Annotated in this window: 23 protein-coding genes; 11 read left to right on the plus strand and 12 right to left on the minus strand. The window is 66.6% G+C overall.

Annotated elements, in window-relative coordinates; translation table 11 throughout:
• Window positions 1-4 precede the first annotated feature (4 nt).
• Complete coding sequence (locus ACW178_RS07600; RefSeq protein WP_054765204.1) at window positions 5-1,636, minus strand: response regulator; 1,632 nt, start codon at window positions 1,634-1,636, stop codon at window positions 5-7.
• Between the two features lie 232 nt (window positions 1,637-1,868).
• Between ACW178_RS07600 and queC the strand changes: the two genes are divergently transcribed.
• Genes queC through ACW178_RS07615 form a run of 3 tightly spaced genes read left to right on the plus strand, consistent with a single transcriptional unit; the run spans window position 1,869 to window position 3,600 of the window.
• The gene (gene queC / locus ACW178_RS07605; protein WP_492025023.1) at window positions 1,869-2,600 is read left to right on the plus strand and encodes a 7-cyano-7-deazaguanine synthase QueC; all 732 of its coding nucleotides are present in this window, start codon (window positions 1,869-1,871) and stop codon (window positions 2,598-2,600) included.
• Complete coding sequence (queE, locus tag ACW178_RS07610) at window positions 2,597-3,232, plus strand: 7-carboxy-7-deazaguanine synthase (RefSeq protein ID WP_054765206.1); 636 nt, start codon at window positions 2,597-2,599, stop codon at window positions 3,230-3,232. The genes queC and queE overlap by 4 nt, the downstream gene beginning before the upstream one ends.
• The gene (locus ACW178_RS07615; protein WP_054765207.1) at window positions 3,232-3,600 is read left to right on the plus strand and encodes a 6-pyruvoyl trahydropterin synthase family protein; all 369 of its coding nucleotides are present in this window, start codon (window positions 3,232-3,234) and stop codon (window positions 3,598-3,600) included. Before queE ends, ACW178_RS07615 begins: the two co-directional genes overlap by 1 nt.
• Here ACW178_RS07615 and ACW178_RS07620 read toward each other — a convergent pair whose 3' ends face one another.
• Window positions 3,601-3,876 (minus strand): hypothetical protein, encoded by a 276-nt coding sequence (locus tag ACW178_RS07620; RefSeq protein WP_492025024.1) that lies wholly within the window; start codon window positions 3,874-3,876, stop codon window positions 3,601-3,603.
• Window positions 3,877-3,995: 119 nt separating this feature from the next.
• A complete protein-coding gene (locus ACW178_RS07625; RefSeq protein ID WP_492025025.1) occupies window positions 3,996-4,853 on the minus strand; it encodes an acyl-CoA thioesterase in 858 nt (285 codons plus the stop codon).
• 146 nt (window positions 4,854-4,999) lie between these two features.
• On the opposite strand from ACW178_RS07625, the gene ACW178_RS07630 reads away from it, so the two are divergent.
• Window positions 5,000-5,491 carry a winged helix-turn-helix transcriptional regulator gene (locus ACW178_RS07630; protein ID WP_287105797.1) on the plus strand — a complete coding sequence of 164 codons (492 nt, stop codon included), beginning with the start codon at window positions 5,000-5,002 and terminating at the stop codon, window positions 5,489-5,491.
• Between the two features lie 9 nt (window positions 5,492-5,500).
• Window positions 5,501-6,127, plus strand: a complete 627-nt coding sequence (locus ACW178_RS07635) for a hypothetical protein (protein WP_492025026.1) — start codon at window positions 5,501-5,503, stop codon at window positions 6,125-6,127.
• Between the two features lie 49 nt (window positions 6,128-6,176).
• Here the strand turns inward: ACW178_RS07635 and ACW178_RS07640 are convergent, their stop codons facing one another.
• Window positions 6,177-6,500 (minus strand): RtcB family protein, encoded by a 324-nt coding sequence (locus ACW178_RS07640; RefSeq protein WP_492025027.1) that lies wholly within the window; start codon window positions 6,498-6,500, stop codon window positions 6,177-6,179.
• Between the two features lie 126 nt (window positions 6,501-6,626).
• Between ACW178_RS07640 and ACW178_RS07645 the strand changes: the two genes are divergently transcribed.
• Window positions 6,627-7,328 (plus strand): helix-turn-helix transcriptional regulator, encoded by a 702-nt coding sequence (locus tag ACW178_RS07645; RefSeq protein WP_492025028.1) that lies wholly within the window; start codon window positions 6,627-6,629, stop codon window positions 7,326-7,328.
• A gap of 55 nt (window positions 7,329-7,383) precedes the next feature.
• The gene (locus tag ACW178_RS07650; RefSeq protein WP_492025029.1) at window positions 7,384-7,734 is read left to right on the plus strand and encodes a VOC family protein; all 351 of its coding nucleotides are present in this window, start codon (window positions 7,384-7,386) and stop codon (window positions 7,732-7,734) included.
• On the opposite strand, the gene ACW178_RS07655 is transcribed toward ACW178_RS07650, so the two are convergent.
• The 8 genes from ACW178_RS07655 to ACW178_RS07690 form a co-directional block, all read right to left on the minus strand.
• On the minus strand, window positions 7,731-8,801 hold the full coding sequence (locus ACW178_RS07655; RefSeq protein WP_054765215.1) for an ATP-binding protein: 1,071 nt from the start codon (window positions 8,799-8,801) through the stop codon (window positions 7,731-7,733). The genes ACW178_RS07650 and ACW178_RS07655 overlap by 4 nt on opposite strands.
• Window positions 8,792-9,487, minus strand: a complete 696-nt coding sequence (locus ACW178_RS07660; protein ID WP_201463895.1) for a response regulator — start codon at window positions 9,485-9,487, stop codon at window positions 8,792-8,794. Before ACW178_RS07660 ends, ACW178_RS07655 begins: the two co-directional genes overlap by 10 nt.
• Window positions 9,488-9,651: 164 nt before the next feature.
• On the minus strand, window positions 9,652-11,970 hold the full coding sequence (locus ACW178_RS07665; protein ID WP_492025030.1) for a TonB-dependent receptor: 2,319 nt from the start codon (window positions 11,968-11,970) through the stop codon (window positions 9,652-9,654).
• Between the two features lie 152 nt (window positions 11,971-12,122).
• Entirely contained in the window at window positions 12,123-13,337 is a 1,215-nt protein-coding gene (gene mnmA, locus ACW178_RS07670; RefSeq protein WP_492025031.1) for a tRNA 2-thiouridine(34) synthase MnmA, read from the minus strand.
• A 91-nt stretch (window positions 13,338-13,428) separates the two neighbouring features.
• Entirely contained in the window at window positions 13,429-13,713 is a 285-nt protein-coding gene (gene sciP / locus ACW178_RS07675; protein ID WP_054765220.1) for a CtrA inhibitor SciP, read from the minus strand.
• A 172-nt stretch (window positions 13,714-13,885) separates the two neighbouring features.
• Window positions 13,886-15,661: a flagellar hook protein FlgE gene (gene flgE, locus ACW178_RS07680; RefSeq protein ID WP_492025032.1), complete on the minus strand. Its 1,776-nt coding sequence runs from the start codon at window positions 15,659-15,661 to the stop codon at window positions 13,886-13,888.
• 46 nt (window positions 15,662-15,707) lie between these two features.
• Window positions 15,708-16,430, minus strand: coding sequence for a flagellar hook assembly protein FlgD (locus ACW178_RS07685; protein WP_054765222.1), 723 nt, complete (start codon window positions 16,428-16,430; stop codon window positions 15,708-15,710).
• A 3-nt stretch (window positions 16,431-16,433) separates the two neighbouring features.
• Window positions 16,434-18,455, minus strand: a complete 2,022-nt coding sequence (locus ACW178_RS07690; protein ID WP_492025033.1) for a flagellar hook-length control protein FliK — start codon at window positions 18,453-18,455, stop codon at window positions 16,434-16,436.
• Between the two features lie 419 nt (window positions 18,456-18,874).
• On the opposite strand from ACW178_RS07690, the gene flgK reads away from it, so the two are divergent.
• The 4 genes from flgK to ACW178_RS07710 all read left to right on the plus strand — a co-directional run bounded on the left by flgK (window position 18,875) and on the right by ACW178_RS07710 (window position 24,749).
• A complete protein-coding gene (gene flgK / locus ACW178_RS07695; protein ID WP_182713715.1) occupies window positions 18,875-20,989 on the plus strand; it encodes a flagellar hook-associated protein FlgK in 2,115 nt (704 codons plus the stop codon).
• A complete protein-coding gene (locus ACW178_RS07700; protein WP_152949832.1) occupies window positions 20,986-21,951 on the plus strand; it encodes a flagellin in 966 nt (321 codons plus the stop codon). Before flgK ends, ACW178_RS07700 begins: the two co-directional genes overlap by 4 nt.
• A gap of 66 nt (window positions 21,952-22,017) precedes the next feature.
• Complete coding sequence (locus ACW178_RS07705; RefSeq protein ID WP_191558067.1) at window positions 22,018-23,256, plus strand: putative DNA modification/repair radical SAM protein; 1,239 nt, start codon at window positions 22,018-22,020, stop codon at window positions 23,254-23,256.
• Complete coding sequence (locus tag ACW178_RS07710) at window positions 23,256-24,749, plus strand: UdgX family uracil-DNA binding protein (RefSeq protein WP_287106167.1); 1,494 nt, start codon at window positions 23,256-23,258, stop codon at window positions 24,747-24,749. Before ACW178_RS07705 ends, ACW178_RS07710 begins: the two co-directional genes overlap by 1 nt.
• Window positions 24,750-24,805 lie beyond the last annotated feature (56 nt).

A 24,805-nucleotide genomic window follows, 5' to 3' on the forward strand; every position in this document is an offset into this window, starting at 1 on the left:
GCGATCAGCGCCGCGCCCGGCGAGGGGCCGGCGCCGACGTCTGCGTCTCGTCCTCGCCCTTGTTCTCGACGAGGGCCGCGTTCATCGCCATGCGCAGGCGCTCGGGCTTGATCGGCTTTTCCACCACGGCGGCCATGCCGACGGACAGATAGTGTTTGGCGTCTTCGGGATCGGCGTTGGCCGTCAGGGCGACGATGGGGGTGCGTCCCACCTCGCCGCCCAGGGCGCGGATGGCCTGGGTCGCCTGGACCCCGTCCATGCGCGGCATTTTGATGTCCATCAGGATCAGATCATAGCGACCTTCCTGAACCGCCTGGACCGCCTCCAGCCCGTCCTCCGCCAGTTCGGAACTGCAGCCGAACATTTCGCACAAGGCCTGGGCCACGACGCGGTTGGTGGCGTTGTCATCGACGATCAGCACGTGGGGCGCGGACTTCAGATCGAGTTCTGGCAGGCTCGAGACATTGGAGGCGGGCTCGACGACCGCTGCGGCGCGGCGCGCGGTGATGTCGAAGGCGAAGGTTGCGCCCCGACCCTTGTTGTTCTCGGCCCAGATCCGACCGCCCATACGCTCGATGACCTGGCGGCAGATGGACAGGCCCAGTCCGGCGCCGTCCGGGCCCGAGCCGTGGACGAAGGGTTCGAAGATGGAATCCACACGGTCGGCGTCGACGCCGGGGCCGTCGTCGCGAACCCGGGCCTCCATCCGCACCTGGTCGCCGTCGACCCAGGCCTTCAGCCCGGCCTCGACCACCCCATTGCGCGCGAATTTCAGCGCATTGCCGATCAGATTGTTGAACACCTGCTTCAGGCGGACTCCGTCGATGACGGCGGCCAGCTCCGTGTCGCCTTCGTAGCCGACCAGCAGGGTCACGCCGTCCTGGGAGGCGCGCGGCTCCCATAGGGATTGGACGTCGTCCATCACGGCCCGCAGCGGGGTGGCGACGGGGGTCAACTCCAGCTCTCCCGCCTCGGCCTTGGCCAGGTCGACGGCGTCCTGAAGGATGCGCAGCAGGTTTTCGGACGATTCGACGATGGTCTGCACATGGGCCTGGGCCGTCGTGCTCAAGGGCTGGCGGCGCAGCAGTTCGGCGACGGCCAAGACGCCGTTCATCGGGGTGCGAAGCTCATGGCTCATGATGGCCAGGAACTGGCTCTTGGCGCGGGCGGCGATGAGGGCCTGGGCGCGCGTGTCGTTGAGGGCTGCAGCTTGGTTGGCCAACTCCGCCTCGTGGCGCCGCTGGCGGTCTGTCGCGCTGCGGAGCAGGGTCGCAGCCGTGCCCACGCCGTGATAGCGGCCGTTTTTCGTCACGATGAAACCGCGCAGCAGGGCGGCGGGACCGCCCCTCAGCAGGATTTCACTGAAGGCGTCGATTTCAGCGTCGCCTTCCACCACCGCCGGCTCGGGGTCCATGGCGAAGGTGATCGGGCGCAGATCGTAGAGGGCGTGGCCGAAGCGGCCGGCGATCTTCTGTATGAAGGTGGTGCGTTCTACCAGGCCCAGGGGGCGGTCGTTCTCTACGACAGGTATGACCAAAGTGTCCGGTTCGCGCTCGAACCGGGCGAAAACCTCGCAGCCGAGCGTGGACGGACCTACCGGCTCGGGTTGTTCTGAAAGGGTCTCAATCGTCGGCATACTGCCTGGAACTCCTTACTCGCCTCCCATATGCACCAGTAGCGCTTGCCGATTAGTTAAGCCGGATCAGAAAGTTTCGGCCTGTACCCTCGGTGTCATCTCAGGGGCGGGCGCCGGCTGTTTCAGGATTTTGCGCCGGGGGCGGGTCTGGTGTAGAAGGCCCGCCCGACCCATCTGAGGTCCTCATCCCTTTGTGCATGCGCGCGGCCGACCGGCCGACCGCAGATTCGTCATGAGCGTCATCCTGGAAAAGTCTACGACATCGGCCCTGGTTCTCTTCTCCGGCGGGCAGGACAGCGCCACCTGTCTGGCCTGGGCGCTGGAGCGGTTCGGGCGGGTGGAGACGGTCGGCTTCGACTATGGCCAGCGGCACGTCGTGGAGATGGAGGCGCGCCAGGCCGTGCGTGCGGGGATGAAGACGGCCCTGCCGCAATGGGCCGACCGGCTGGGCGACGATCATGTGGTGGACCTGACCGGATACGGCCGGATCGCCGAAAGCGCCCTGACGGCCGACCGCAAGATCGAGATGGATGCGCGCGGCCTGCCGACCACCTTTGTTCCCGGGCGCAACTTGATCTTCCTCGTGGCGGCGGCGGCCCTGGCGGATCGGCGCGGGCTGGAGGTGCTGGTCGGCGGCATGTGCGAGACGGACTATTCCGGCTATCCCGACTGTCGCCACGAGACCATGGAGGCCATGGCGCAGGCCCTGTCGCTAGGGCTGGACAAGCCGGTGGTGATCGAGACCCCGCTGATGTGGCTGACCAAGGCCCAGACCTGGGAACTGGCCGATCGGATTGGGGGCGAAACCCTGGTCGAGCTGATCATTGAGGACAGCCACACCTGCTATCAGGGCGATCGGACGCATCGCCACGCCTGGGGCTACGGCTGCGGCCAATGCCCCGCGTGCGAGTTGCGGGCGGCGGGGCATGCGGAATGGGGCGCCGGCCGAGGCGCTCAGACGTGACCTATTCGGCCAAGGAAGTGTTTCTGACGGTCCAGGGCGAGGGCGGACAGGCGGGGCGGCCGGCGGTCTTTCTGCGCTTCGCCGGCTGCAATCTGTGGAGCGGGCGCGAGCAGGATCGGGCGAGCGCCGTCTGCAGCTTCTGTGATACGGACTTCGTCGGCGTGGACGGGGACGGCGGGGGCAAGTTCGCCACCGCGGACGGGCTGGCCGATCATGTCGCGGCGATGTGGCGGGGCCGGCAAGGCGATCCGAAACTGGTGGTCTGCACCGGCGGAGAGCCCCTGCTGCAGCTGGACGCGCCGCTGGTCGCGGCCCTGCACGCGCGCGGTTTCGAGATCGCCATAGAGAGCAACGGCACCCTGGCGGCGCCCGACGGGATCGACTGGATCTGCGTCAGCCCAAAGGCGGACGCAGACGTGATCCAGATCAAGGGGCAGGAGCTGAAGCTGGTCTATCCGCAGCCCAAGGCCCCGCCCGAGCGGTTCGAACACCTGGCGTTCGAACGGTTCTGGCTCCAGCCCCTGGACGGCCCCGACCAGGCGGAGAACACCGCCGCCGCCATCGAATATTGCCTGACCCATCCCCAGTGGCGCCTGAGCGTCCAGACCCACAAATACATCGGCGTCCGCTAATGCCCGTCTTCGAAATCACCAAACAGGCGACCTTCGACGCCGCCCACCACTTCCCCAACGAACCCGAGGGCAGCATCTATCGTCGCGTCCACGGCCACTCCTTTACGGTCGAGGCGACGATCCGGTCGGAGACCCTGGACGCCGAGCACAACTGGGTCGCGGACCTGGGGGCGCTGGACCGGGCGCTGAAGTCGGCGGCGGAGCAGCTGGACCACGGCATGCTGAACGAGCACGAGGGGCTGGAGCTGCCCAGCCTGGAAAACCTGTGCCTGTGGTTCGCCAAGACCCTGAAGCCGGACTGGCCGGGGCTTTGCCGGGTGCAGGTGGCGCGGCCGACGATCAACGAGCGGTGCGTGCTGTCGCTGTAGTCAGCAGCTTTTGCCCTGCCTCTGCCGCTGTTCGCAGCGGCGTTGTTCGCGTTCGTACTCGCGCTGTTCGCGTTCGCGGCGGGCGCGGGTTTCTTCGTCCGAGGTGGTGACGGCGTCGAAGCCGGCGCCGACGACCGCGCCCCCGGCCTTGGCCGCGCCGCCCACGACGGCGGCGGTTCCGCCGACCACGGCGCCGGCGACGCAGCCCTGGAGCATCAAGGCTCCGCCCATGACGACGACGGTCTGACAAGCGGCGATAAGACGGCTGCGACGCATGGGTGAGACACCAGAGATTTGGAAGAGAGGATAGGGCGACGACAGCGACGTCCGGAGCCTACTCCAGAGATTTCGAATAGTCCCTGATAATGATGAACGCAGGCTGACCGTGGTCGGGATCAGCCGGCCCGTTGCGGCAACAGTTTGCGACGTTGGCGCGAGATGGCCAGCGGGCTTCCGTCGGCGCCCCAGGCGGTGGCTTCGTCCACCGTCCAGCCCAGGCCCAGATCCAGCATTTGGAACTCGAAGAAGGCCCAGCCCTCGGGCGCCGTCTGCGGCGTCGGGTCGGTCAGAATGTCGATACGCAGATCGACGGTGGTCATGGGGGCGGGGGTGGAGGAGGCGGTCCAGGCCGGGGGATAGAGGGCGTCCAGCAGATAGCACAGCCCGACCTCGTCCAGCGGGCGGCGGTCGGCCATCCGCATCCAGGTGCGTTCGATCACCGGCTTGCCCGCATTGCCGCCCAGGGTGTTGGGCCCGCCGTCGAACCGGTATTCGACATGCTGGGCGAAGTGGGGCGACATCGGCCCCCGGATGGTGGCGGCGGGGTTCAGGCCGTCCAGCGGGGGCGGAGGCCGATGAAGCGGGGCGAGCGTCGGGGTGTCGCCGTCCAAGCCGTAGGTACCGGTGGCGTGATGGGTCATGCGGCCGTCCTGCTCGGCCTCGACCGCCGCATAGATCACATTGCGGCCGCCGCGCAGCAGGCGCGGACGAAAGGCGACCTGTTCGCCGAAGCGGGCCGCCGACAGATACTGGACCGACAAGGTGCGTAAGGGCGCGGTCAGGGACAGGCCCTGGCGCATCGCCTGGGCGCACAGGGCCGCCAGCAGGCCGCCGAAGGGAAAGCCCTTCTCCGGCGGCAGGCCCGAGGGACCGTTGGAGAAATGACCGGGCACGGGCGCCGACAGGCCGCCGTCGTCCAGGGTGTGGAAGCTCAGGGCGGTGTCGAGGGAGATGGGGTGGGTCGTATCGGCCATGGGCGCCATCCTGCGTCAGGCGAAGAAGGGACGGAAGGCGCTGCGTTCTGGAGGGGTTGCAGGTCCGTTGTCAAACAAGACTGACTGAGCCGGTTCGGATTGGCAACCCTCTTGCCAACCGCCTGACGCGGGGTCACTTTTGTCGCATGGGACGCACCGCAGACTACAGCCGCCAAAGCTGCTCCATCGCCGCCACCCTGGAGGTGATCGGCGATCCGTGGACCCTGCTGGTCATCCGCGACGCCTTCAACGGGGTCAGCCGGTTCGAGCAATGGCAGGACAATCTGGGCGTGGCGCGCAACGTCCTGGCCGCGCGTCTGAAAAGCCTGGTCCAGCACGGGGTGCTGGAGCCGCGCCCCTATTCGGAACGGCCGCCGCGCAACGAATATGTGCTGACGCCCAAGGGCAAGGATCTGTACGGGGTTCTGGTGACCCTGCACGGCTGGGGCGCCAAACACGTCTATGGCGAGACCGACTGCGGCATCGACATGGTCCACTCGACCTGCGGCGCCACCCTGACCCCGCGCATCGCCTGCGGCTGCTGCGGCGAGATCGTCAAGCCGAGGGACATCCGGCTGACGCGCGCGGAGAACCGGCCGACGGTGGGGGATGTGATGCCGAAGGATGAGGCGGCTTAGGGGGCTCGCTTGCACCGGCCTGCGCTTCTGAACTGGTTTGCTGATCTTCTCGGCGAACCGCCTCGGCGGGTCGCGGGGGGTGATCTCTTGAGGCCGCAGCCTCATGTCGGACCGTTCGCCTATATGGCGCGACTTTACGACCCATTGGCCGCCGGCGATCTGAATGGCTGGTTGTCCGGAGCGAACTGTTCTCGCAATGACTACACACGCTTCCTGGAGACCGCCGCCAACGGTCTTAGATTTGTGAGCCTCAATCTCTACGGCGTGATCCACAGTATAGATCGGTCGGTAGGGCCTGGCGCAGGACAGCCGATAAGCATCGACTACGGAAATCTCATCGAAAGACCTGCCGGAATGGATGAGGGTCAGATGGTTATCGGCGGAGCGGTCGGCTGGTCCTCACGCGGAGTTTTTATCATCGACGACCAGGGACGGGTTCGATTGACACACCACGCGGACGCCCACGACATTGCGGCCGAATGGGACAGTCTGGAGACCATGCTGAAGGCCGAGACCACGCGCATAGCTTCGCTTCTGGATCTGACGGGCGCGCCCCTTTCGACACATACGGCTTTGATGCACCCAGGAGGACGGCGTTGGGAGACCAAAGCGGAGCCGTTGACCACGGTTCACTAAGTTCAGAACGACGAAAGCCGGCCTCACCCTGCGGTGAAACCGGCTCCCGTCATCCCTTGACGCACACCACCTGACGCAGGGTGTGCACGACCTCGATCAGGTCGGTCTGGGCCGCGATGACCGCGTCGATGTCCTTATAGGCCATCGGGGTTTCGTCGATCACCTCGGCGTCCTTGCGGCATTCCACGCCTTCGGTGGCGCGGACGTGGTCCTCGATCGTGAAGCGGCGCTTGGCTTCGGTCCGGCTCATGGCCCGGCCGGCGCCGTGCGAGGAGGTGCAGAACGAATCCGCATTGCCCTTGCCGCGGACGATGAAGGACTTCGCCCCCATCGAGCCGGGGATGATGCCCAGTTCGCCGTCCTTGGCCGACACGGCCCCCTTGCGGGTCAGGAAGACGTCCTTGCCGAAATGCTTCTCCTTCGAGACGTAGTTGCAACCCCTGATCCCGAAAAACCTGATACTGCCGCTTTCTGTCAGCAGGTCTGCTAGGCTCGCGTCGTGTCCCGGTCCGAACGCCTGCTTGATCTTCTGAACGCCCTGCGGCGACGACGCCGGCCGGTCAGCGGGCGCGTGCTGGCCGAGGAGATGGGGGTCAGTCTGCGGACCCTGTATCGCGACATCGCCAGCCTGCAGGCCCAGGGGGCGACGATCGAGGGGGAGCCGGGGGTCGGCTATGTGCTGAAGCCGGGTTTCCTGCTGCCGCCCCTGATGTTCACGCCGGAGGAGGTGGAGGCCCTGGTGCTGGGCTCGCGCTGGGTGGCGGACCGGGCCGATGCGCGGATGCGGGACGCCGCCCTGGGGGCGCTGGCGCGGATCGCGGCGGTCTTGCCCTCGGATCTGCGCGACGAGATGGAGACCTCGGCCCTGCTGGTCGTGCCGGGGGCGCCGTTTCCGACCGATCTGGTCGATCCCGCCTTGCTGAGGAAGGCGATCCGCTCCGAGCGGCGGCTGAGGCTGTGTTACCGCGATGAGGCGGGCAAAGCGTCGGAACGGGTGGTCTGGCCCTTCGCCCTGGTCTTCTTCGACCGGGTGCGGCTGCTGCTGGCCTGGTGCGAGCTGCGACAGGATTTCCGCAGTTTCCGTACTGACCGGATCGTCGAGGCGGAGGTGACGGAGGCCCGTTATCCCGCCCGGCGTCAGGCCCTGTTGAAGACCTGGCATGAGGCGCAGGAGAAACGGGCGGAAGCAGGATCATGCTGACAGGAACTGGCAGCAGGGCGGTCTAGGTTTGTTCTCGCAAAAACCGGAGGGGCGCATGACCGAGATCGAGGACATTCCACTGAGCGTCGCCGATCCGGAGGCCGCGGCGCGCTTTTACGCCCGGCTGCTGCGGCGAACGCCGCTGGAAGCGGGACCGGATCGCGCCGTCTTCATTCTGTCGAGCCGGCGGACGCTGAGCCTGTGGCGTTCGGCACAGCCGGCGTCTCGACCGGGAGACGCCCTGGAACTGCGCATGAAGGCGCCGTCCGTGGTGGATGAACTGCATATGGACTGGTGGGATCGCGGCGCGCGGATCGTCTTGCCGCCGATGGACACCCGTCAGGGGCGGGCCTTCGTCGCGAGCGATCCCGACGGCAACCGCATCCGGGTCTTCGCCGCCGGCTAGACCGCGGGTCGGCGCGCGGGCTGACGTGGAATCTCCAGGGTGAAGAGGGAGCCGCCTGCGACGGTGTTACGGTGAAGGGCGAGCCCGCCGTGAGCCTCCGCGATCGCCCGGACGACCGCCAATCCCAGGCCCGAGCCCGTGGCCGATGGGTCGCGCTTGAAGGGGTGAAAGATGTGGGCGGCGCGATCGGCGTCTATGCCGGGGCCGCTGTCCTCGATCGAAATCCGGGCGAAGGCGCCGAAGGTGGCCGTGCGGATCACCAGCGGACCCGGAACGGCGTGTCGCCGCGCGTTTTCGAGCAGGGCCAGGGCGGCCTGTCTGAGGCGTGTCGGATCGCAGACGGCCAGGGCGGGCTCCAGGCGCCACTGGGCTTCGAAACCGGCGGCGCTCAGGCTGGGCTGTACGATTTCGCGCAGGGCGCCGATCTCTTGGGACAGATCGACCGCCTCAAGCTGGAGATCCAGGTGGTTGCTTTCGGCCAGGCTGACCACCCGCAGATCCTCGACGATGCGCGCCAGGCCCTCGATCTGACGCCTCAAACTGGTCAGGGTGTGATCGTCGATCTGGAACACCCCGTCGGCGACGCCCTCCAGACGTCCCTTCAGAATGGTGACCGGGGTGCGCAATTCGTGGGCGATCTTGGCGTTCCAGGCGATGCGTTCCTCGGCGTGCGCCTGAAGCCGTTGCGCCATTCGGTTGAAGTCTTCGACCAGTTGGGCGGTTTCGCGAAGGGCGCGTTTGCCGACGGTGGCGCGAGCGGTCAGGTCGCCCTCTGAAATCCGTTGGGCCGTAATAGCCAGGGACGCGAGTGGAAGGACGATCTGCCGAGCCAGCAGGGCGCCGGCCATGACGGCCAGGCCGATCGCCGTCAGGACCGCTGCAACGATGACCGCATAGTCGACGGCCTGGGGCTTCCAGTGATGCGGCGCGGCGACCACGCCGGGATGGTTTTCAAACACCCAAGCATAGACGAAGAAGGCGCAGAACGCGCTGAGGATGAAGCCGGTCAGGGTGACCAGGCCGATCCGAGCCGCCACATTGCGCCCTATGCCGTCGGTCAGGGGCAAGCGTCAGGCTCCAGCCGGTAGCCGACGCCCCGGACATTGGCGACCAGACCGACGGCGCCGGCGGCCTCCAGCTTGCGTCGAAGATGGCTGAAATGGCTGTCGATCGTGCGTTCCTGAACGTCCTGGTTCGGGAAGCAGGCGTCCAGGATTTCGGCGCGGGTGAAGACCCGCAACGGAATCCGCGCCATATGGGCCAGCATTTTGAATTCGGTCAGGGTGAGGTCCAGGCGTCGACGTCCGTCGGCCGTGATCACGGCGGCGAGATAGTTCTCCAACTGGACCTCGACCGGTCCGACCCGCAGCACCTTGGCGTCGGGCGCGCCGACGGTGCGGCGGAGAATGGCGTGGACGCGCGCGACGACCTCCACGGGTTTGAAAGGCTTGACGATATAGTCGTCAGCGCCGATGCGGAGCGCCTGGAGCTTGTCCAGATCCTGGTCCAGGGCCGTGACCATGATGACCGGCGTCTCTCCGCGCCGGCGCAGTTCGCCCAGGACGTCCCAGCCGTCGCGATTGGGCATGCGCACGTCCAGCAACACCATGTCCGGCTTGAGCGCGGCATGGAGATCAAGCGCCTGCTGCCCGTCCGAGGCCGTCGCGGTTCGAAAGCCCTCGCGACGCATATAGGCGTCCAGAATTTCGACGATTTCGCCTTCGTCGTCGGCGATCAAGACAAGACTGCTCATGAAACCTCCGTCCTCCGCCATCGCGCCGCGCGCCCGGCACGTCCAGCGGAACCATGCGGCTTCGGACAAACTTCATCCGCTCTCCACAAAATCTGAATAATTCGACAAAGAAAACCCCCTCCCGCGCTGGGCGGGAGGGGGCGAACTGACCGAGAGGAGGACGGTCAGTAGGAGGCGCGCAGCTCGATGCCGAAGGTGCGCGGGTTGTTGAAGTTGCCGTAGTCGCCCAGCGTGCCCCGGTTCGAGGGGTCGCGGCGGTAGACATAGGTCTCGTCCAGCAGGTTGCGCGACCACAGGGCCACTTCCAGATCGGGGCCGCCTTCACGGGTGGCGATGTCGGCCACCGCGATGCGGGCGTTCACCAGGAACGAGGAGTCGTTCTTGATTTCGAACTGGTCGAAGCTGTGGCTGGCGTCGGCGTAGTTGGCGTCGATGTGAGCCTTCAGCTTCGCGCCCATGAAGGGCGAGTTCCAGTCCGCGGCCACGCTGGCGGCGTTCTCAGGCGTATAGGCGATGAACACCTTCTGCACCTGATTGTTGAACGGGTTCACCGTGTCCGGGATCTTGGCGTCCGTATAGGCGTAGGAGGCCGACAGCGTCAGATAGTCGTTGGCGCGGAACTGGCCTTCCAACTCCAGGCCCCGGATCTTGGTGGTGCCGGGGGCGTTGATCGTTTCCAGCGTGTTGCGGGTCGAGGCGCCGATCACGGTGACAAGGCTGAAGTCGATCTGGCTGTCGGTGCGGTCCATCGCATAGACGGCCGCGTTCAGCCGCACCCGACGGTCGAACAGGTCGCTCTTCAGGCCCAGCTCATAGGCCTTCACCTCTTCCGGATCGAAGGAGCGATAGGTCAGCGAGCGCGACGAGGCGCCGCCGGCCCGATAGCCGGTCGAATATTTGCCGTAGACGTTGACGCTGTCGGTCAGGTCATAGGCCAGGGTGACCAGCGGATCGAACCGATCGACCGAGGTGTTGAAGCTGAGATTGGTCGGGGCGTTGTTCACCATCTCCAGCTTGCCGTCCTTGTCATCCCAGGTGTAGCGGCCGCCGACCGTCAGGTGCAGGGCGTCCAGCTGGGCCGGGGTCCAGGTCGCCTGACCATAGACCGCCTTGGATTCGGCGTGAGCCGTCGACTTGCGGTCGAGCGAGCGGGAGCCGCGGATGGTCGGGGTGGGGTCCAGGATGGTGTAGCCCGTGCCGTCGGCGTTCCATTGGTTCGTCGAAGGCGTGGCCGCATCGTCCGACACGGTTTCCTTGAAGTAGAAGACGCCGCCGACATAGTCGATGCTGTCGCCCAGCGAACCGACCGCCTGGACTTCCTGGCTGAACTGGTGCTGCCAGAAGCCGGCCAGGGAGTAGCGCGAGAACTTGCCATTCGGGCCGGTCACCGGCGGACGGTGGGCGCCGGCGATATTGTCGTACTGCTCGACGTCCAGGTCGCGATAGGCGGTGATCGAACGCAGTTCCAGCGCGTCGCTGGGGCGATAGGACAGATGCAGATCCGTCCCGCGCGTGTCATCGACGCTCCACTGCTGAGGCACGCCGATGTCGGCCTGCGTCATGCGCTCCGAACCTTCGACCTGCACCAGGGGCGACAGGGCGCGGATTGAGCCGCTCGGCACGGTGGCCGAGGTCCACGGCACGACCGTCAGGCCGTTCGGGTTGAAGTTCAGCAGCTGGCTGTAGAACGGGGTGTTCTTGTCCTTGCCGATGTCGGCCGCCAGATCGGCGGTGAAGTTTTCGGCCGGGGTCCAGCGGGTCTGGAAGCGCAGACCGCGGCGGTCGTATTGGCCAAAGCCCGTCTCGCCCGGCAGGATGTTCTTGGTGGCCGGTCCCTGAACCGCGATCACGCCGTCCACCTTGAAGGCGAAGTCGCCCAGGGCCGGAAAATCGACGTGCAGTTCGGAGTTGTAGGAGTCCAGGTTGCCGACGCCGGCGACGGCGCGCATGCCGAACTCGCCCGTGGGCTTCTTGGTCACCAGCGACAGGGCGCCGCCTTCGGTGTTGCGGCCGAACAGGGTGCCTTGCGGCCCCTTCAGGACTTCCACCCGTTCGATGTCGAGCAGGGCGGAAGCGAGGCCGTGCTGACGCGCCAGATAGACGCCGTCGACATAGACGCCGACGCCCTGTTCACGGGCGGGTTGGTTGGCGTCGTTCGGCACAATGCCGCGAATGCCGATGGTTAGGGCCGATTGGCGCGCTTCAAAGGTGGCGACGCGAAGGCTGGGCACAGCGCCGTCGGCCAGATCCATCAGGCTCTGAACGTGGCGGTTTTCCAGCGATTCCGAACCCATGACCGAGATGGAGATCGGCGTGTCTTGCAGATTGGTTTCACGCTTGGTGGCGGTGACGACGATGTCGGCCAGGCCGGTCGGCGTCGGATCGACGGCGACGGGATCGCTGCCGGCGAAGGCGGAAACGGGCGCGGCGAGAAGCGCGGTCCCCAGCAAAAGCTGGAGGCGAAGTTTGTTTTGACGTTGCATTTATTTCCCCTGCTTGGTCAGGCCGGGGATTAGGGCATTACTGCAATGATCAGTTTAAAGAAATATAACGCAGCTGTGCATTATTGTTGAATGGGGTCTCAATCAATATTCGACGAAAATCAACTCAAAATCCACCCGATCTCCACAATTGTCTAGGCTGTCGCTACGGCGGTCGTGTCGCGGATGAAGCCGCCGCCCAGGGCGCGGTCGGGGTCGGTCGGATCGTAAAGGGCGCAGGCCTGGCCGGGGGCGACGCCTTCCTCGCCTTCGTCGAAAACCACGCAGACGTCGCCGTCGATCAGGGCCAGACGGGCGGGGGAGGGCTGGCGGGTCGAGCGGACGCGGGCCAGGACGGGGAGGGCGGACGCAGCGGCCTCGACGAGGGTGGCCTCGTCGCCCAGCCAGTTGGTCTCTTCCAGCGTCAGAGACGCGGTCAGCAGGGCTTCGCGCGGGCCGACGACGACGCGGCGGGTTTCGGGCTCCAGCCTGACGACGAACAGGGGCTCGCCCACCGCGACGTTCAGGCCCCGGCGCTGGCCGATGGTGTAGTCGGTGATGCCGGCATGGCGTCCCAGCACCCGACCGTCCATGTGCACGATCTCGCCGGCCTCGCGCCCTTGCGGGCGCAGGCGGTCGATCAGGGTGCGGTAGTCGCCGGAGGGCACGAAACAGATGTCCTGGCTGTCCGGCTTGGCCGCAATCTTCAGCCCCAGTTCGGCGGCGACGCCGCGCACCTGGGGCTTTTCCAGATCGGCCAGCGGAAAGCGCAGATAGTCGAGCTGGTCCTGGGTGGTGGCGAACAGGAAGTAGGACTGGTCGCGCGAATGGTCGATCGCCTTCCTCATCTGCGCGCGATTTCCGACAATCGCGCGGCGCACATAATGGCCCGTGGCCATGGCCTCGGCGCCCAGGTCGCGGGCGACGTCCAGCAGGTCGCGGAACTTGACCGTCTGGTTGCAGCGGATGCAGGGGACCGGGGTCTGGCCCTTCAGATAGGAGTCGGCGAACTGGTCGATCACCGCGTCCTTGAACCGGCTTTCATAGTCCAGGACATAGTGGGGGATGCCGATGGTGTCGGCGGCCAGGCGCGCGTCGTGGATGTCCTGGCCCGCGCAGCAGGCGCCCTTCTTCTTCAGGGCCGCGCCGTGGTCGTAGAGTTGAAGGGTCACCCCGACGACGTCATAGCCCGCCTTGTGCAGCAGGGCGGCGACGACGGTGGAATCGACCCCGCCGGACATGGCGGCGACGACGCGCGCTCCGACCGGCAGGCCGACCGCCGCCCGAGCGCTCTCGACCGCCGCATCCATGTCGGTGCGGCGGATGTCGGGAACGGGGCAGAGGTCTTCAACCAGGGTCATCGCCGCCATTTAGTGCGGAACCGGCGCGATTTCGAGGCTGGGAATGGAAAAGGGCCGCACCCGTCGCCGGATGCGGCCCTCTTCGTCTTCGGGGAAATCCTTAGGAGCGGTAGCTCTGGATCCGCGTCGTGCGCAGGCCCTGCATGCCCCATTTGTCGATGGCCTTCTGCCAGGCGAGGAATTCTTCCGCCGTCAGGCGGTACTTCGCCAGGGCGTCGTCAAGGCTGAGCAGGCCGCCGCGCACGGCGGCGACGACCTCGGCCTTGCGGCGGATCACCCACCGGTCCGTGTTGGCCGGGGGCAGATCGTTCAGGGTCAGGGGCGTGCCAGTCGGTCCGACCACGTATTGTTCGCCTTTGCTATTCAGGCGTCGCTCTTGCAACATGGGCTTATGCCTCTTTCACCATCACCGTAGTGAGATGACTGTAGGCCTGCCCCTCTAAGGTCGGTTTAAGCGTCGTGGTGAAGGAACGGATAAAATCCGACCTCGCCAGAGGGACTCTGTAAACCTTGCTTGAGCGACGATTCATTAGAACTAACGGTTACTTACTGGCCGATCAGCGTTTGATGTTGATCAGTTCAGCGAGCATTTCGTCGGCCGTGGTGATGATCTTGGACGAGGCGGAATAGGCGCGCTGGGTCGTGATCAGGCCGGTGAATTCCGCCGACAGATCGACCGTGGAAGACTCCAGCTGCTGGGCGGCGACCTTGCCCGCGCCGCCGGTGCCTGCGGCCTTCAGATTGTAGGTGCCGCTCTCAAGGCTGACCGCATAGGCGTTGCCGGACACCTCCTTAAGGCTGTCGGGGCTGGGGAAGGTGGCGATGGCGACCTGGGCGATCCGACGCATCACGCCGTTGTCGAAGATGGCGGTGACGAAGCCGCCCTCGTCGATGGTGATCTTGCTCAGATTGCCGAAGGCCGTGCCGTTGGTGACCGTCGATTGGACCACCGAGGCGGTGTTCAGCTGGCTTAGGCCGCCCGCGGAGGTGTTCAGGTCCAGGGTCACGGTCTGGGCCGCGATGCCCAGGCCGTCGGCCCATTTGACCTTGCCGTTGTCGCTCGGATCAGCGGGGTCGATCGTATTGTTCGGATCGGATTCCAGGAAGTTCAGGCTCGCCTGTTCCGGATCGTCGAACAGCCCCTTGCCTGCGGGCCAAGCCTGCATGGTCTCGATATCCAGGCGGCCTGAGGGGGTGAAGGCGATAAGGCCGGTCTTGATCTGACCGTGGGAGTAGGGCGCGCCGGTGACGACGTCGCTGGCCGGCACGGCCACCACTTCCGCATACCATTGGTTCGGTTCGGCGCTCTTCAGGAAGCGGATTTCCAGGTTGCGCTGGCCGCCTTTCGAGTCCGACACCGGGATGTTCATCTTGAAGTCCGGCTTGACGCCCACCGGATTGTCGTCCTCGGCGTTGTACATGGCCATGGAGTTGGCCGAGGGGTCGTACTTGGTCTTGGCCACGCCGTCCGTCGACATGCCGATATCGGCGAAGTTGATCGCGAAGGGCGTGCCCGCGACAGGCGGCGTGCCGCTGGTCGGGGTGATGGTGAGGGCCGTCGCGGTTGCGGTGGCTGAACCGTTGCTTCCCGCAGTGGGGGTGAAGCCCGTCAGGGCGCCGGCGGCGTAGGTCGCGGTGCCGGTGATCTTGGTGATGCCCGTCTTGATCGTCACCTGATAGGTGTTGGCGCCGGTGCGGACGTAGGAGACGTCCACATCATGTTCGACCGGCGGGGTGGCGGCGTCATCGACGCCGTTATAGCGATTGGCGGCGGCGGCGGAGGAAACCGTCTGGGTCGAACGCAGATTGGCGTTGATCTGAACCCGGGTCGTCGGTTCGGCGGTGCCGCCGACCTGGCCGATGTTGATCGAGCGCAGGCGCGACAGGTCGGACGGATCGGTCGAGATGTCGCCGTTCGAATCCACCGGCCAACCCTGAAGATAGAGGCCGGCGCTGTTCTTCAGATAGCCCAGATCGTCGACCCGGAAGGCGCCGGCGCGGGTGAACAGGCGGGTGTCGGTGGCGCCGACGTTCTCGGCCTGGGTGGTGGTGACGAAGAAGCCCTGACCGCTGACGGCCAGGTCGGTGTTCTCGGTCGTGCGCTGAAGCTGGCCTTCCTGGCTCACGAAGGAGCGGGTCGCCGACATCACGCCGCCGGCGGAATAGGAGCCGCCGGTCCGGGTCTGGCTGTTGACCAGGGTCTGGAACTCGCCCTGCGAGCGCTTGTAGCCGACGGTGTTGACGTTGGCGATGTTCTGGGAAATCGCCGCCAGGGCGGCGGAGTTGGCGGCCAGGCCGGACACGCCGGCCAGCATTGCGCTGTTCAAGCTCATGAATACGCTCCTTGAATGGAAGTCATCGGGAAGGCGGCGGAGCGCATCATGCGGCCGCCTCCTCGGTCGGGACGTCCGGCTTCTCCGTATCGTCATTGTCTGCGCGATCCGTGATCTCGTTCAGCGAAATCACGGTCGAAAGCGGAAGGATGGAATCGCCGATCACCAGATAGGGGGCGCCGTCGTACATCTCGACGCCGGTGACGCGACCGCGGATCAGGGCCTGGCTTTCGACGGCGGCGCCCGCCTCGTTGGTGGCGCTGACCTTCAGGGTGTAGACGCCGCCGTCGTCCAGCTGATCGCCCTGGGTCGTCTTGCCGTCCCAGACGAAGTCGTGCAGGCCCGTCGTCTTGTTCGGGGCGTCGCCTTCCCAGACGACCTTGCCGGCGCTGTCGACGACCTGCAGCTTCGCGCTCTCGGCGTTGGAGGCCAGTTCGTAGCTCCAAGTCGCCTTGCCTTCGTCCAGGGTGGTGGCGGTCCAGGCGGCGGTCACCTGTTTGCCAATATAGTTGGCGGCGTTGTCCAGGCCGCCCCCCGTCTGGGCGGCGACCAGGCTTTTCAGCAGGTCGTTGGTCAGCAGTTGCTGCTCGACGCCCGCCATCTGGGTCAGCTGGGCCGTGAACTCATTGGAATCCAGCGGCGACAGCGGGTCCTGGTTCTTCATCTGGGTGGTCAGCAGGGTCAGAAAGGTCTCGAAGTTCGAGGCCATCATCGCCTTGCCGCTGTTCAGGCGGCCTTGGGCGTCGACGGAAGAAATCGCGGTGGCCATGTGTCAGACCCTCACATCGACGCGGTCGCGCGTCTGGGAATGGTTGGTCCAGGCGCCCGGAGGCGGCGAGACGGGGAGATCGGTCTCGGCGGTCAGCCGGGCGGCGCCGGTGAATAGGGCCTGGCGTTGCTGGTGCTGACGCTCAAAGCCGCCGCCGGACGAGGAATCGCGCTGAGTAAAGTCGAGGGAGTCGTTCGACAGTTGGAAACCGGCGTCCTGAAGCTGGCGACGCAGTTCATCGGCCCGGCCGCGCAGTTCGGCGGCGGCGGCGGGATTGTCGAACGCCAGTCGAGCCGCAAGTTGGCCGTCGGAGCCGATCTCGAGGCTGACGTCGACCCGCCCCAGATCCTCGGGCGTCAGAACCATGTCGAACCGCGTCGAGCGGCCTTCCAGCTTGCGCGCCATCTGGGCGGCCAGATGGGCCGTGGTTTCGATGGTGGCGTGCGAGAGGGCGGAGGCGGACGGCGCCGGACCCGATCCTGCGAGGGTCTCCGCAGCGTGGGCCGTCTTGTGTCCTTCGATCGGCGTCGCCGCATCGGAGGGGGCGGGAGGAGCCGACGGAACGGCGGCCTCGGCCGACGCCGCAGCGGCGGGAGCCGCGGTCTGAGCCGAGGACGAAGGCGAGGATGGCGCCGCCGGCGCGGCCAGGGCTGAGGCCGCAGCCGTGTCGGCGTTAGACAACGAGCCGGCCGGGAGCGCCTCGGCCGAGGCCGGCGTGGGAGACGACTCTGCCGCCGGACGACGCTGAGGCGCCGGTTGCGGTGTCGGCTGCGGTGACGTGGAGCCGGCCTTGGCGAGGCTGTCTTGGGACGCCGCCTCGGCGGTCGCAGGCGTCGCGGCGTTCACGGATGTCTGCGCCGTCTGCTCTTCGGCGGGGACGGCCACCGTTTCGATCGCTGCGATCGCTTTCAGGGCATCGGCCGCCGTCAGGACGGACGCGACGATCGGAGCCGCGGGCGACGCCGGCGCTACTGCAGGCGCAGGCGTGATCGCCGGACGAACCGTGACCTTGACGTCCAGTCGGGTCGGGTCGATGTCGGGTTTCGCCCCAAGGTCTGGAGCGAGGCTCTGGACGGGGGGCGTCGCGGGCGATTGAGGCTTGGCCTCTTGAGCGACCTTGGCCTCCGTAACCGCAGGCTGTTCTGCGACCTTGGCCTCGAGCGGCGGGGGCGAGGAAGAGCTGGAGGCGAGGTCCGGCGTCGGCTTCATCGTCGCGCCATGTTCGACAGAGACGGCCGCCTTCAGGGGCGCGGCGACGTCTGACGACGTCTCGGCCTTATCGGACCAAGGCGTCTTCGTGACGGAGACGGTTTCCATCGCGGCGGTCGGCGCCGTTTCAGGCTCGGCCTTCAATGCGACGTGAGCGGTCGTCGATTGGACCGGCGCAGCGGGCGCGGCCTGGGTCGCCGACTGCGGGGCGGTCCTCATTGAGGTGGGCGCGTCCTCTGGCCGGAATGCCACGCTGACCATCTCGCCGCTTCCGTCGTCAGTTGCAGCCGTCTCTTGTCTGTTTGAGATCGAAGAGAAAGAGATCAAGGACGCCGCCGGTTCGGCTGAGACGGTCGCTTGATCGACGCTGATCTCGGCCGTGTCGCCGGGCTGAAGGACCACAGGCGGCGGGGCTATCGGCGCAGGCGCAACGGGCGCAATCGGCGGAGCGGCGAGCGCCGCTTCCATGTCGGACGCGGGCTCGACGGAGGCTTCAGGCAAGACGGGCGCGGGCGTATCGTCTGATGCCTCGGCGACCAAGGGGCCGGGCTGAGCGGTCGCCGCCTCGACGACAGGGTCAGCGGTCTGCGCCGCGTCCTGTTCTTCCGCCATGACGACCACCAAGGACAGAAGCGTCGCCGCACGGTGGGCCGGTTCGACGGGCGTCGCCTCGGTCTTGCCCACGGCCTGAAGCACGTCCCCCAATTTCGAAGAGAACAGCCCAGCGGTTTCTTCGGTCACAGCGCCGGACGCAGCCTCTGGCGCTCCGGTCGAAACCGGAAGCGGGGCGGCGAACAGGGCGGATGCAGACGGCATGAGGGCGCAGGCGGCTTTCAGATGGGGCGGCGCCTGCTGCGCCTGGTGATTCCATCAGCCCGTCGCAAGCCTCAGGCCAGTTCTTCATTCCTTGTTTTGTAAGGAAAAATCGCGCTCGCCCTGCTCGTGTCGCTCATCAGCCTGGGCCTTTCTTGCCGTGCTTTCGCCCCTTTTTGCCCGGCGCCGATCGCCGGGAGGGCGCTGCAAGCCCACGGCGCACCCAGCCGACGCCGCCGACACAGCCGCAGTCTGGCCTGACCCTTGCGCCGCATCTTCACCATGAAGTCTGTGCTGTCAGCTATGTCGTTTAAAAACAACGCTCTCCCTGGGCGTCGACAATGCGTCGCCAGGCAAGATTTGCGCGTGACGGGGCAGGGGCTGCCGGGCGCCGGGTCGCCCGAGGCGAAGGGGGTGCGTCCATGTCGCTGACGTCAATCATGAATATTGCGACGTCGGGCCTGCAGACGGCCCAGGCCCAGCTGCGGGTCACGTCGGACAATATCGCCAACGTCAACACCGCCGGCTATGTGCGGAAAGTCGTCGATCAGACTTCGGCGGTAACCCAGGGGCGCGGCGCCGGCGTCGACGCCGCGCGCGTTCGGCTGGCGACGGATCGCTTCCTTCAGGCCGCAGGCATGGCCGCCAAGTCGGATGCGGCGCGCGAGACTGTTCGCTACGAGCTTTACGATCAGATCCAGACCCAGTTCGGCGACCCCAGCGGCAACGGCGGCTTCTTCGCCGACATCGACAAGCTGTTCGCAAGCTACGCCACCCTGGCGGAAAGTCCGACGTCGTCGGCGGCGCGTCAGGACACCGTCTATAAGACCCAAGCTCTGTTCAATGAGGCCGCCGGCATCGCCGCCCAGATCCAGTCGGCGCGGCAGGAGGCGGACGGGCGGCTGCAAAGCGCGATCGAGACGGTGAATCCGCTACTGGAACAGATCGATACGCTGAACAAGACGATCTCGGCCGGGTCGATCATCAATCAGGACGTCACCGGCGCTCAGAACGCGCAACAGACGCTGATCAACGAGCTGTCCAAATATATGGACGTCAAGATCGAGCAGCGGCCGAACGGCGGCGTCACGGTGCGGACGGGCACCGGCATGACCCTGGTCGGCGACGGGCACGCCACCCTGTCCTATCAGGCGGCCGGCACGGTCGACGCCACGACCGCCTTCGCCGACATCATGATCACCGAGCCCAACGGCACGCGCTGGCCGCTGCTGGACGGGGTGTCGTCGGGTGAGATTCGCGGACTGATCGATCTGCGCGACACCGATGCGCCCAAGGCCGCGGCGCGGCTGGGCGAGCTGACGGCGAAGCTGGCCGATGAGATGAACCGCGCGCACAACGCCCACAGCAGCGTGCCGGCGCCGGCCAGTTTGAACGGGCGCAACACCGGCCAGTCGCTCGAAAACGCGCTGACGGGCTTCACCGGCAGCACCACCATCTCCGCCGTGAACAGCGCCGGGGTGGTGCAGGGGTCGGCGACGATCGTCTTCTCCGGCGCCACCATGACCATCAACGGCGTCGCGGCTGATCCGACCACCTTCCTGGCGACCTTGAACGCTCAGCTGGGCGGAACGGCCACCGCCACCTTCTCGGACGGCCGTCTGAGGCTGGAAGGGCAGGGCGGGAACGGTGTGGCCGTCGCCGACGACGCCGCGACGCCGAGCGCAAAGGGCGGGCGGGGCTTCTCCCACTGGTTCGGACTGAACGATCTGGTCAGCACGACCACGCCCACCTTCTATGAGACGGGTCTGACCCTGGCCTCGCAACACGGCTTCGACCCCGGCGAGAGCCTGACCTTCCGCATCGGCAGCGAGACGGGATCGCGTCTGCGCGACGTCACCGTGGCTGTGCCCGCCGGGACGGGCACGATGGGTGAGCTGCTGACCGCCCTGAACGATCCGGTCACCGGCATGGGACGCTACGGCGCTTTCAGCCTGGACGCCGCCGGCGCGCTCAGCTTCAGGGCCTATGACGGCGGCACGACGATGAGCATCGTCAAGGACGCCACCACCCAGGCGCCGTCGGGCCTGTCGATGTCGCAGCTGTTCGGCCTGGGCGGGACCGGGGCGACCCGCGCCGGCGCATATTCAGTGCGCAGCGACATTCAGCAGGATCCGGGCAAACTGGCCCTGTCCCAGTTCAATCTGTCAGCGGCGGCGGGCACGGCTGCGCTGAGCAAGAACGACGGGCGCGGCGGCCTGGCGCTGGCCGACGCCGGCAAGAAGAACGTCAACTTCGCCGCCGCCGGCGGTATGGGCGCCGCGACCAAGACGGTTTCGGCCTATGCCGCCGATTTCGCCGGCGACATCGGCGCCAAGGCGTCTGCGGCCAAGACCCGCAGCGAGACGGCCGAGGCCCTGGCGAAGGAGGCCGAAAGCCGCAGATCCTCCGCCGAGGCCGTGAACATGGACGAGGAACTGGTCAATATGACCACCTTCCAGCAGGCCTATAACGCCTCCGCCCGCCTGATCCAGGCGAGCAAGGACATGTACGACACCTTGATCGGGATCCTGAGATGACACGTGTCGCCACTCATGCGGGCTATCAGTCGGCCCTGTTGAACCTGATGAGCGCCCAGAGCCGGGCCCAGCAGGCCCAGGAGCGGATCGCCAGCGAAAAGATCGCCACCGACATGGCGGGCTACGGCCGCAGCGCCGAGCAGTTGACGACCCTGACCGCGACCCAGGAACGGCTGGAGGGCTTCATCGGCGCAGGCCAGAGCGCGGCGGCGCGGCTGGACGCGCAGGACCTGGCCATGGGGCGGATCTACGAAGGCGGCGCCGGCGCGCGCGAAGCCATCGCCAACTCCCTGGCGGCCGGCGGCGTGACCAATCTGATGACCGAGCTGCAACTGCACTATCAGACCATCCAAGGCGGGCTGAACGCTCAGCATCAGGGCAGCTATCTGTTCGGCGGCGGCAACAGCGACGACGCTCCAGCGACCGCCTCCACCATGGCTGATCTGGCCGCCGCTCCCTCCACGGCCTCGACCTTCGCCAATGACACCCTGAAACAGAAGTCGCGCATCGACGAGAACACCTTGGTCGAGACGGGCTTTGTGGCCAGCGAGCTGGGCGGCGGTCTGACGGACGTGTTTCGCACCATCCAATCCTACCAGAACGGCAATGCTGTCGTCATAGACGGCGTGACCTATACCCCCGCCGCGCCCGGTTCGATCACCGGCAAGCCGACCGCTGAGGTAGAGGCCTTTTTGAAGGCGACGCTGAAGGCTCTGGACGCCGCCAATACGGAAGTCACCAACCAGACCGCGAAGAACGGACTGGTTCAGAACCAGGTCAAGTCCGCGCTGGACGCCCATGAGTCGCAGAAGATTGCCTTGGAAAAGCTGATGAACGACAAGACGGGCTATGATCCGGCCCAGGCGGTCACTGATCTGCAGATGGCGCAGGTCGCGATACAGGCGTCGGCCCAGGTGATCAACACGCTGCGCAGCACCTCCCTGCTTGACCTGCTCCGTTAAGCCTTCCCCAAAATAGATTTAAAGCCACGCTGGACGGCGCCGCCGATTGGAACGTATCATGAACATATGGCGCGTCTCGATCTCCGAAAGAAGCTGTCGATCCTTGCAGATGCGGCCAAGTACGACGCCTCCTGCTCGTCGTCGGGGACGTCGAAGCGGGATTCGGTCGGCGGCAGGGGGATAGGGTCAACCGAGGGCATGGGAATCTGCCACGCCTATACGCCGGACGGGCGCTGCGTCAGCCTGCTGAAGATACTGCTGACCAATTTCTGCATCTACGACTGCGCCTATTGCATCAACCGGGCCTCGTCGAATGTGGAGCGGGCGCGGTTCAGCGTGGACGAGGTGGTGGACCTGACGCTGAACTTCTATCGCCGGAACTATATCGAAGGGCTGTTCCTGTCGTCGGGGGTCATTCGCAACAGCGACTATACGATGGAACAGCTGGTCCTGGCGGCTAAGACCTTGAGAGAGGTCCACGACTTCCGCGGCTATATCCATCTGAAGCTGATCCCCGAGGCCGACCCGAAGCTGGTGGAGATGGCGGGGCTTTACGCGGACCGGCTGTCGGCCAATATCGAACTGCCGCGCGACGAGGCCCTGGCGCGGCTGGCGCCCCAGAAGGACGTCGCGGTCATCAAGAAGGCGATGGGGCAGGTGCGGCTGGGCGTCGAGGCGGCCAAGCCGGGCAAGCGCGACAAGATCAAGCCGCCCAGGTTCGCACCGGGCGGGCAGAGCACCCAGCTGATCGTGGGCGCGGACGGGGCGCCGGATACCGAGATCCTGGACCGGAGCGCCTCGCTGTACGGCGGCTATGGCTTGAGGCGGGTCTATTATTCGGCCTTCAGCCCGATCCCCGACGCCAGCTCGGTCCTGCCCCTGTCTAAGCCGCCGCTGATGCGTGAGCATCGGCTGTACCAGGCGGACTGGCTGATGCGCTTCTACGGCTTTTCCGCCCCCGAGATCGGGGAGGGGACCGCCGGCGGGATGCTGGACCTGGCGGTCGATCCGAAACTGGCCTGGGCTTTGAATCGGCGTGAGCAGTTTCCCGTCGATGTGAACCGGGCGCCGCGCGAGATGCTGCTGCGCGTGCCGGGCTTGGGGGTGAAGGCGGTGGACCGGATCGTGTCGGTGCGCCGGTATCGGACGCTGAGGCTGGAGGACGTGGGGCGACTGACCCGATCGGTGGACAAGGTCCGGCCTTGGATCACGGCCCTGGACTGGACGCCCGGCGGCCTGACCGACGCGGCGGACCTTAGGGCGCGGGTGGCGACGGGGGCGCCGCAACAGTTGAGCCTATTCTGATGCGGACGGCGATGCTGGCGTCGGAAACGGATTTCGACGCCTGGAGGACGGCGGCGCGCGAGATGCGGTTGGCCGGAGTGGAGCCTGCGGCGGCGCGGTTCGTGGTCGAGGGAGCTGAGGCGTCCGGGCAGGGCGGGTTGTTCGACGAGCCGCCTATGGTCGCTCACCCGCCTGCCACGCCTCGTCATCCTCAAGGGGGGGGCGAGCGGAAGGAGAAGGGCTTCTCGGCGCCCGCCGCCTTCGTGGACCTGGCGCGCGAGGTGATCCTGCACCGCTCCGCCGACCGGTTCGATCTGTTGTACCGGCTGCTGTGGCGGCTGAGGGACGAGCCCGATCTGATGAAGGTGATCTCCGACCGGGACGTGGCCGAGGCGATGGAGCGGGCCAAGACCGTCAGTCGGGCCTCGCACAAGATGAAGGCCTTCGTCCGGTTCCGGCAGGTCGAGGATGGGCGGGGCGAGGCCTGGGTAGCCTGGTTCGAGCCGCCGCATCGGGTGCTTGAGAAGACCGCCCCCTTCTTCCAGCGCCGGTTCCCGACCATGCGCTGGTCGATCCTGACCCCGGACGGCTCGGCGTTTTGGGACGGGGAGCAACTGGCCTTCGGCCCGCCGGCCACCCGCGACATGGCCCCGGCCGAGGACGAGATCGAGGAATTCTGGAAGACCTACTACGCCTCGACCTTCAATCCCGCCCGGCTGAAGGTGAAGGCGATGAAGGGAGAAATGGCCAAGGGATACTGGAAGAACCTGCCCGAGGCGGCGCTGATCCCGGAACTGGTGGCGGCGTCGTCGGTTCGCACCGATGTCATGGTCGCCAAGCCCGCTCCCGAACCCAACGCCCGTTTCTCCCGGGCCATCGCGCCGGATCTGCACGCCGGGCGGCCCACAGCGGATGCGGTTCCCGATGATCTGAGCGAGGTCGAGCGCGGGGTGCAGGCCTGTCGCCGCTGTCCCCTGTATCGCGACGCCACCCAGGGGGTCTGCGGCGAGGGCCCCAGGGGCGCGCGGCTGATGATCGTGGGCGAACAGCCGGGGGATCAGGAGGATCTGGCCGGCCAGCCCTTCGTCGGCCCCGCCGGCGGGGTGCTGGACGCCGCCCTGGAAGAGGCGGGGATCGAACGCGCCGATGTCTATGTCACCAATGCGGTCAAACACTTCAAGCATGAGCCGCGCGGCAAGCGAAGGCTGCACAAGACCCCGAACGCGGGCGAGGTCCAGGCCTGCCGCTGGTGGCTGGACGCCGAGCGTCGCCTGATCCGTCCCAAGCTGGTGCTGGTCCTTGGGGCGACGGCGGGACTGGCGGTTCTGGGTCGCAAGCCGGCCGTGACGAAGGAGCGGGGGCAGGCCCTGACTCTGGAGGACGGTTCGGTCGGGATGGTCACCGTTCACCCCTCTTATCTGCTTCGCCTGCCGGATGCGGATTCGCGGGCGGAGGCGCGTCGCGGATTCGTCGATGATCTGATCGCCGCGAGTCGGCTTATAAGCCGGTCCTAGAACCAAACCGGGTCGGCGGCGTTTTAACACGCCGCCAGCGTGGCGGCTGGAGGGGT

It is taken from the genome of Brevundimonas sp. AVps4 (assembly GCF_058681525.1).

What these genes read in the sequence shown, in the direction of transcription:
- ACW178_RS07600 (WP_054765204.1), bottom strand. Translation starts at nt 1,636, where the DNA reads ATGCCGACGATTGAGACCCTTTCAGAACAACCCGAGCCGGTAGGTCCG.
- queC (WP_492025023.1), top strand. Translation starts at nt 1,869, where the DNA reads ATGAGCGTCATCCTGGAAAAGTCTACGACATCGGCCCTGGTTCTCTTC.
- ACW178_RS07615 (WP_054765207.1), top strand. Translation starts at nt 3,232, where the DNA reads ATGCCCGTCTTCGAAATCACCAAACAGGCGACCTTCGACGCCGCCCAC.
- ACW178_RS07620 (WP_492025024.1), bottom strand. Translation starts at nt 3,876, where the DNA reads ATGCGTCGCAGCCGTCTTATCGCCGCTTGTCAGACCGTCGTCGTCATG.
- ACW178_RS07625 (WP_492025025.1), bottom strand. Translation starts at nt 4,853, where the DNA reads ATGGCCGATACGACCCACCCCATCTCCCTCGACACCGCCCTGAGCTTC.
- ACW178_RS07630 (WP_287105797.1), top strand. Translation starts at nt 5,000, where the DNA reads ATGGGACGCACCGCAGACTACAGCCGCCAAAGCTGCTCCATCGCCGCC.
- ACW178_RS07650 (WP_492025029.1), top strand. Translation starts at nt 7,384, where the DNA reads ATGACCGAGATCGAGGACATTCCACTGAGCGTCGCCGATCCGGAGGCC.
- ACW178_RS07660 (WP_201463895.1), bottom strand. Translation starts at nt 9,487, where the DNA reads ATGAGCAGTCTTGTCTTGATCGCCGACGACGAAGGCGAAATCGTCGAA.
- ACW178_RS07665 (WP_492025030.1), bottom strand. Translation starts at nt 11,970, where the DNA reads ATGCAACGTCAAAACAAACTTCGCCTCCAGCTTTTGCTGGGGACCGCG.
- mnmA (WP_492025031.1), bottom strand. Translation starts at nt 13,337, where the DNA reads ATGGCGGCGATGACCCTGGTTGAAGACCTCTGCCCCGTTCCCGACATC.
- sciP (WP_054765220.1), bottom strand. Translation starts at nt 13,713, where the DNA reads ATGTTGCAAGAGCGACGCCTGAATAGCAAAGGCGAACAATACGTGGTC.
- flgE (WP_492025032.1), bottom strand. Translation starts at nt 15,661, where the DNA reads ATGAGCTTGAACAGCGCAATGCTGGCCGGCGTGTCCGGCCTGGCCGCC.
- ACW178_RS07685 (WP_054765222.1), bottom strand. Translation starts at nt 16,430, where the DNA reads ATGGCCACCGCGATTTCTTCCGTCGACGCCCAAGGCCGCCTGAACAGC.
- ACW178_RS07690 (WP_492025033.1), bottom strand. Translation starts at nt 18,455, where the DNA reads ATGCCGTCTGCATCCGCCCTGTTCGCCGCCCCGCTTCCGGTTTCGACC.
- flgK (WP_182713715.1), top strand. Translation starts at nt 18,875, where the DNA reads ATGTCGCTGACGTCAATCATGAATATTGCGACGTCGGGCCTGCAGACG.
- ACW178_RS07700 (WP_152949832.1), top strand. Translation starts at nt 20,986, where the DNA reads ATGACACGTGTCGCCACTCATGCGGGCTATCAGTCGGCCCTGTTGAAC.
- ACW178_RS07705 (WP_191558067.1), top strand. Translation starts at nt 22,018, where the DNA reads ATGGCGCGTCTCGATCTCCGAAAGAAGCTGTCGATCCTTGCAGATGCG.
- ACW178_RS07710 (WP_287106167.1), top strand. Translation starts at nt 23,256, where the DNA reads ATGCGGACGGCGATGCTGGCGTCGGAAACGGATTTCGACGCCTGGAGG.